The organism is Pseudoalteromonas sp. APC 3250 (assembly GCF_030407915.1).
In the GTDB taxonomy this organism is placed as follows: domain Bacteria; phylum Pseudomonadota; class Gammaproteobacteria; order Enterobacterales; family Alteromonadaceae; genus Pseudoalteromonas; species Pseudoalteromonas tetraodonis.
In genome coordinates this window covers 52826-59746 of record NZ_JASDCM010000020.1, presented here as the reverse complement: position 1 = coordinate 59746, position 6921 = coordinate 52826, and the positions used below count along the sequence as shown (strand labels likewise).

At 40.7% G+C, this 6921-nt stretch carries 7 protein-coding genes and 1 tRNA gene; all 8 read right to left on the bottom strand.

Annotated elements, in window-relative coordinates; all coding sequences use genetic code 11:
- Positions 1–46 precede the first annotated feature (46 nt).
- The 8 genes from QL986_RS16550 to ruvB all read right to left on the bottom strand — a co-directional run bounded on the left by QL986_RS16550 (position 47) and on the right by ruvB (position 6916).
- Positions 47–122: transfer RNA gene (locus QL986_RS16550), tRNA-Lys, on the bottom strand.
- Between the two features lie 171 nt (positions 123–293).
- Positions 294–1046, bottom strand: coding sequence for a tol-pal system protein YbgF (gene ybgF / locus QL986_RS16545; protein ID WP_013464642.1), 753 nt, complete (start codon positions 1044–1046; stop codon positions 294–296).
- 13 nt (positions 1047–1059) lie between these two features.
- The gene (gene pal / locus QL986_RS16540) at positions 1060–1599 is read right to left on the bottom strand and encodes a peptidoglycan-associated lipoprotein Pal (protein WP_013464641.1); all 540 of its coding nucleotides are present in this window, start codon (positions 1597–1599) and stop codon (positions 1060–1062) included.
- A gap of 35 nt (positions 1600–1634) precedes the next feature.
- Positions 1635–2993 carry a Tol-Pal system beta propeller repeat protein TolB gene (tolB, locus tag QL986_RS16535; RefSeq protein WP_013464640.1) on the bottom strand — a complete coding sequence of 453 codons (1359 nt, stop codon included), beginning with the start codon at positions 2991–2993 and terminating at the stop codon, positions 1635–1637.
- Positions 2994–3001: 8 nt separating this feature from the next.
- Positions 3002–3907: a cell envelope integrity protein TolA gene (tolA, locus tag QL986_RS16530; RefSeq protein ID WP_013464639.1), complete on the bottom strand. Its 906-nt coding sequence runs from the start codon at positions 3905–3907 to the stop codon at positions 3002–3004.
- A 4-nt stretch (positions 3908–3911) separates the two neighbouring features.
- Complete coding sequence (gene tolR / locus QL986_RS16525) at positions 3912–4343, bottom strand: protein TolR (RefSeq protein WP_016899822.1); 432 nt, start codon at positions 4341–4343, stop codon at positions 3912–3914.
- Positions 4330–5034 (bottom strand): protein TolQ, encoded by a 705-nt coding sequence (gene tolQ / locus QL986_RS16520; RefSeq protein ID WP_016899821.1) that lies wholly within the window; start codon positions 5032–5034, stop codon positions 4330–4332. Before tolQ ends, tolR begins: the two co-directional genes overlap by 14 nt.
- Before the next feature lie 874 nt (positions 5035–5908).
- Positions 5909–6916, bottom strand: a complete 1008-nt coding sequence (gene ruvB, locus QL986_RS16515) for a Holliday junction branch migration DNA helicase RuvB (RefSeq protein ID WP_013464636.1) — start codon at positions 6914–6916, stop codon at positions 5909–5911.
- Positions 6917–6921 lie beyond the last annotated feature (5 nt).

Sequence of the window (6921 nt, the reverse complement as noted above, 5' to 3'; positions counted from 1 at the left end):
GTACGCGTAAATCCGCCGAATAGACCATTCTAAATATAAAAAAGAATGGTGGGTCATGATGGACTTGAACCATCGACCAATGGATTAAAAGTCCACTGCTCTACCAACTGAGCTAATGACCCGCTCTTTTTGTCGCATTTCGAGTGGGGTTACCATTCGTTTGCTGCGGGCGCTTATAATACTTATTTATAAAATGAGTGCAACCGAAATTGTCTCTTTTTTTAAGTTTTTATGTCTAGTTGAGCAATTTTAGACCGCTTATGACAAAAAGCAGTCTAATCAAGCATCAACATTTATTTTGATAAGCGTTCTGTGGCTAATTTAGCAGCAGTTGTACTTGGGTACTGATTGATAAGCTCATTCAGTATTTTTTGTGCTTCTGCCTTCAAACCTTGCTCTTGTAAAAGTGTACCAAGCTTTAACATCGCATCTGGGCGTTTATTTGAATTTGGAAATTCGTTAACAACTACTTTAAAGTGCTCGGCTGCTTTTACACCGTCATTTTTAATCGTTAATAGTTGTCCCAGCCAATAATGTGCGTTTGAGGTGTACACTGAATTTGGATACGTTGTTAAGAACGCTTGAAATTCTGGAATAGCTTGGTCGTAGCGTTTATCTTTCATTATAAGCGCAACAGCACGTTCGTACGCTTCGTTTTCAGATAAATCACTGCTGTAGCTCTGCTCATTACTAGGCTGTGTGTAGTCTGTTGTAGGCGCTGGAGCCGTCGGCTTTGCATAAGCTTGGCTAACACGGTTCTCAATTTCTTGATAAAGCTCGCGTTGACGCTGGAGTACTTTTTCAAGCTTATAGCTTTGCTCTTCAGTTACTCCGCGTATTTGACTAACTTCATCTTGCAGTAAATTGAGCTGTTGCTGTAACTCTACTTGTAAAAAATTACGCTGTTGCATCATACTTTCAAGTGTTGCTAAACGCTTTTCAATGCTTGACTGTGAACTTGCAGCTTCTGAAACAGGAGCGGGAGCAGCCATTAACTGGGTGCTCCCGCTCAATATCATGGCTGCCAAAATAATTTTCGGCTTCATAATATCTCTTATCTTAGTAAACTAGTACCGCACGGCGGTTTTTAGCGAAAGCTGCTTCTGTGCGAGTCTTAACCATTGGCTTTTCTTCGCCGTAGCTAACTACTGACATTTGGCTTGCAGAAACACCTAAGCTTTGTAGGTATTTTTCAACTGCTTGTCCACGGTGCTCACCAAGTGCAATGTTGTACTCTGGCGTACCGCGCTCATCTGCGTGGCCTTCAATTAATACTTTAACAGAAGGATTTTTAACTAAAAACTCAGCGTGTGCACGAAGTAAGTCTGCATATTTGCTTTCAACTGTCGCTTTATCAAAGTCAAAGTAGATAATTTGCTCTTGACGAAGCGCTTCGTACTTTTGACGAAGTTGCTCTTCTGCTTGTTGCTCTGGCGTCATTGTGGCTACTTCAACTGTATCCGTTGTTGTTTGCTCAACAGTTGCTTGGTTTGACTGGTTAGCTGCATTTTCGTCGATATCTGAAGATGAGCTACAAGCTGCTAGTGTCATTACTGGCACAGCAATTAGCAGGCCTTTAAGTATTTTGTTAAGTTGCATTGAGTAGATTCCTATTTTGAGTAAACCAGCAATTATTACTGTAAATATGGCGACCAAGCCGGTGCCTTTACTTGTCCATCAAGCACAGGTAAACGTGCTTTAAAACGGCCGTCCATCGATACTAGCGCAAGTACCTGTTTATTATTGTGGAGCGTGCTGTATATAATCATCGAGCCATTCGGCGCTATGCTCGGTGATTCGTCAAGGCGAGTTCGTGTTAAAACTTGAAACGCACCTGTAGCCAACTCTTTCTTAGCAAGATGATACTGTCCGTTAGTACGGTTTACCATCACTAATTCTTTTCCGTCTGGCGAAATAGAACCCGCTAGGTTCATGTCACCGTCAAAGGTTAATCTTTGCGTTCTGCCAGTTTTTAAATTTAACTTATAAATCTGAGCATTACCACCCCTTTCCGACGTAAATACTATATCTTCACCATTTGGGTACCACGAAGGTTCGGTATCTATACTACGATGGCGTGTTAATCGCGTCTCTTTACGTGTTAGTAAGTCTAATAAGTAAACCTCAGTTGCACCAGTTTTATCTTTTGACAGCACTAGCAGTAACTTTTTACCATCTGGCGAGAACTGCGGCGCGCCGTTAATTCCCTTGTAGCTGGTGATCAATTCGCGTTTACCAGTATAAATGTCTTGAATGTAAATTTGGCTCTGGCGATTTTCAAAGGTTACATACGCTAACTTAGTACCGTCAGGTGACCAAACCGGTGACATTAATGGCTCTTTTGAACGCAATAATACTTGTTCATTAAAACCATCGTAATCAGCAACCACTAACTGATAAGGCTTTTCTTCGGTATCACGTACAATAACATAGGCTATTTTTGTTAAAAACGCGCCTTTTTCGCCAGTTAGCTTTTCATAAATAACATCACTAATGCGGTGCGAGTATCGACGAAATCCAGTTTCACCAATTACGCTTTGACGTGCTTCTAAAATATGGTCTTGGCTTTGAACAAGCTTACCGTTGCTCATCATTTGTGTTTCACCGCCAGTAATTTGGCCGCGAATAACATCAACAAGCTCATAACGTACTAAGTAACGTCCGTTGGTTTGCTGTTCTACTTCACCCACTAAAACCGCTTCAACGCCTTTATTAACCCAAGCGCCGTAATCAATATCGCCGTCTTTATGTGGTTGTTGAGGCATTTGTGAAACGCTAACTGGCTTAAATTTACCACTGCGCATTAGATCAGCAGCAATAACATCGCTAAGCTGCTCTGGAATAGGGCCAATACCTTGGTATTTAAAAGGCACAATCGCAATCGGTCTTGCACCGTCTATTCCTTCAGTAATAACAATTTCAAGTGCCGCGTGTGCAACGCCCTGAAACCCTAATATTAAAACTAAACAGGCTATTTTAATTTTGTTAAACATGTCATCCCTTAAAACTCTGGCGCGATGGTTATATTAATATTCTTTAATTGTTCGAATACGTCTTTATCTTTCGATACCGGTAATGTGTCAGCCATGCGAACCGCTCTTAAAGCAGCTTCACACACTAACTTATCACCGCCTAACGACTTAACCTGCGTAACCAAGCCATTAAACCCAAGACGGAGATTAATGCGGCATTGCTGGTTTTTCATTTTTTCATCAATTAATAAGTTTTGCTGAATACGCGCCATAATTAATGCACGGTATTTATCAACTTCACTCACTACTTGCTGTTGACGTATTTTATTACGAGCAGCCTGCTCTTTGGCAAGTTGCTCTTGCAGTATTTGTTCTTGCAATGCTTGCTGACGTTTACGCTCGGCTTCTTCAGCACGTTTTTTACGCTCTTCTTCCGCTTTTTTAAGCGCGGCTTCTTCGGCTTTGCGTTTGTCGGCAGCCGCTTTAGCAGCATCTTCAGCCTCTTGCTTTTGCTTTTGCGCTTGTTTGGCCTTTGCTCGCTCACGTTGTTCTATTTCGCGGGCTTTTTTAGCTTGAGCTTCGGCTTCAGCTCTTTCTTTCTCTTTAGCTTTGCGCTGCTGCTCTAGCTTTTTAATGCGTCTTGCTTCAGATTCACTTTGCTTACGTGCGTCTGCTGCGCGGCGTTCTAAATCACGAATGCGTTTATCTTCAGCGCGCCTTTTATCTTCTTCTTTTTTGCGTAACTCAGCAATTTTTTGCTCAACCTGCTGTTGATCCACGGTCACAGCAGACACCGCATTTTCTGGCTCAGGAATGGCGGCATTAAGCGTCACTTCCATTACTTTAGGTTTAGGTGGATGAATGTTTGCTGATGCATACAAAAATCCCCCTAATGCTAAATGCAGTATTACTGATTTGATTAACGACGTATTCATATGACTACTTGGTCCCCTCAAAGGATTCGGTCATTAAGCCTACCGATGGTACACCTGCATTCTTCAAAAAATCCATAAGCAGTAACACTTCTTGATACGACACTTTGCCTGAGCCTTTAATCATTACTGGAGTATCAGGGTTTTTCATTAGTTGTAGTTTAATTACAGCGGCTACATCTAATGCTTCCATTGGCTCTTCCGGATCAGTACCTATGCTTACATAATACTTACCTTGCGAATCAATAGAGGCAATAATGGGCGGCGTATCTTTGGTATCAACCAAGTCTGACTCTTCCATTTTTGGTAGGTCTACTTTTACGCCATGGGTTATCAATGGCGCAGTGGCCATAAATATAATAAGCAACACCAACATTACATCAATGTATGGTACTACATTAATTTCTGCGACTGGGCGACGCTTTTTACGCTGGTACATTCGCTTGAGCCTCTATTTGGGTAGCTGCTTGACGGTGTAAAATATTGGCAAATTCTTCCATAAAGTTAATGTAATGAGATTCTAACTTTTCAACTTTATTAGCAAATCGGTTATAGGCAATAACGGCAGGAATAGCCGCAAATAAACCCATCGCTGTTGCAATCAAAGCTTCTGCTATACCTGGTGCAACCATTTGTAAGGTTGCTTGTTTTACTTCACCTAAGGCAATAAAGGCATTCATAATACCCCATACTGTACCAAACAAACCTATGTAAGGGCTAATTGACCCAACGGTTGCTAAAAACGATAAGCTTGATTCTAGTTTTTCTATTTCACGAGAAAGCGCAACCCGCATTGAACGGTGCGTGCCTTCCATAACAATGCCTGCACTTTGAAAGGTATTTTTTTTGTGGCGTGCAAACTCTTTAAAACCTGAGGTGAATAACGCTTCAATACCCGTTGATTGACCACCGCGTGATGAAATTTCGTTATATAGCTTACTTAAGTCAACACCAGACCAAAAACGTTGCTCAAATTTTTTGGCATTTGCTAAGGCGTCAGAGATGGCTTTTTTACGTTGAAAAATAATAGCCCACGACATAACCGACATAGCAACCAACGCTAGCATTACTAATTGCACAAGCAAACTGGCTTCTAGAATTAGATCTAAAAAATTAAGCCCTGATCCCACGTTAAACTCCTAAATAATTAAAAACATCAAATTGATTTATTTGAGTAAGGTAACTTTGTAACACATTAGCCACCATTAAAGTTCAGCTAGTGTATCTAGTGTATTTACTGCTGACAACGATATTGCTGTGAATAGCCAACAAAAAACGTTAAAAAAATAGTTTTACTACTTAACTCTTGTTTTACTGTATAAATAAATAACAATAAAGCTATCTGTAAGCCCGCTTAATTTCACTAAAGAGTCACAAAAATACGCTGTTTATTCAAAATTAATGCATAAGCACTCATAAACACTACACACTTACCTTAACGTAATAGTAAAACTAATACCGAACGTTTATATGTTAATATACATAAACAAAGCATTTCATTAACTTATAGAATTAATGGTTAATTAACATGCAACATTAAGTAAAAACAGAAAACCCCTGCTATTAGTTTTTTTAATCTGAAAATATAAATTTTCTAGTTTGAACAAATTCTGCCGCTTCGGTATTATTCTCCCATACCGAGCTAGCGCATTAAATGAAAGCTATTTCATTGAATCCAGTTCTTCGTAATATGATTTATTTCGTATTACTTTTTTACTTCTTGGGGTATGACCTCAATAAGTAAAACGTAGTTCCCTAGATTACTTCCTTAAACTTGTTGTTTGCCCGCATTATTTGCGGGCTTTTTTTTGCCCGCAATTTGTCAAATCAGCTACACTCGGCCTCAGTAACGTTACAGCAGGCGCACAATAGCCTGATATGTCTTAACGCTCAGTGAATTATTGGCAAAGTAAAATACGTCTAAATTTAGCTTTTGCTCATACTAAAAAGCCACTGTCGTTAAAATGACAGTGGCTTTAGAAAGAGTCTAGTTATTCTGGTTATTTAATCTTTTTTAGGTAACAAGCCAAAATGGTGGTACGCATTATCAGAGACAATTCGCCCTCGCGGCGTACGCTGAATAAATCCTTGTTGAATTAAAAAGGGTTCAATCACATCTTCTATGGTTTCTTTCTCTTCGCCTATTGCCGCGGCTAAGTTGTCAAGGCCAACAGGGCCACCCATAAACTTTTCGATGATGGCGAGTAAATATTTACGATCCATGTAATCAAAACCGCTTTTATCAACGTCAATCATGTCGAGGGCTTGTTGGGCCACCTCAGCATTAACCGTACCGTCTGACTTTACTTGGGTGTAATCGCGCACTCTGCGCAATAAACGATTTGCAATACGTGGCGTACCGCGCGAACGTTTGGCTATTTCGGCCGCGCCATCGTCACACATTTCTAAACTAAGATAATGCGCTGAGCGCCCCACAATATGCGATAAGTCTTCCACAGAGTAAAACTCTAAGCGCTGCACAATACCAAAACGGTCACGCAGTGGAGAAGTTAATGATCCCGCACGGGTAGTTGCACCAATGAGTGTAAATGCGGGTAAATCAAGCTTAATAGAGCGCGCTGCAGGGCCTTCACCTATCATAATATCGAGCTGGTAATCTTCCATTGCCGGGTAGAGTATTTCTTCAACTTGCGGGCTCAAACGGTGAATTTCATCAATAAACAGTACATCACCTTCTTCAAGGTTAGTGAGCAATGCGGCTAAATCGCCCGCTTTTTCAAGCACAGGACCAGAGGTGGTTTTAATATTTACGTTTAATTCGTTCGCCACAATATTAGCAAGCGTGGTTTTACCTAAGCCTGGTGGGCCAAATATCAATAAGTGATCCAACGCTTCGCTACGACTGCGCGCAGCTTCAATAAATATTTCCATTTGTTGCTTAACATGCGGCTGACCACGATAGTCGGCCAATAACTTAGGCCTAATAGCACGGTCTATGGTGTCTTCGTTGGTTTTTTCAGCAGCATCTATTAAGCGATCAGCTTCGATCATAATTT

Bases quoted from the DNA above. Each gene is read 5' to 3' on its own strand.
- tolA (WP_013464639.1), bottom strand. From the start codon at position 3,907: ATGAATACGTCGTTAATCAAATCAGTAATACTGCATTTAGCATTAGGG.
- tolR (WP_016899822.1), bottom strand. From the start codon at position 4,343: ATGTACCAGCGTAAAAAGCGTCGCCCAGTCGCAGAAATTAATGTAGTA.
- tolB (WP_013464640.1), bottom strand. From the start codon at position 2,993: ATGTTTAACAAAATTAAAATAGCCTGTTTAGTTTTAATATTAGGGTTT.
- pal (WP_013464641.1), bottom strand. From the start codon at position 1,599: ATGCAACTTAACAAAATACTTAAAGGCCTGCTAATTGCTGTGCCAGTA.
- ybgF (WP_013464642.1), bottom strand. From the start codon at position 1,046: ATGAAGCCGAAAATTATTTTGGCAGCCATGATATTGAGCGGGAGCACC.
- ruvB (WP_013464636.1), bottom strand. From the start codon at position 6,916: ATGATCGAAGCTGATCGCTTAATAGATGCTGCTGAAAAAACCAACGAA.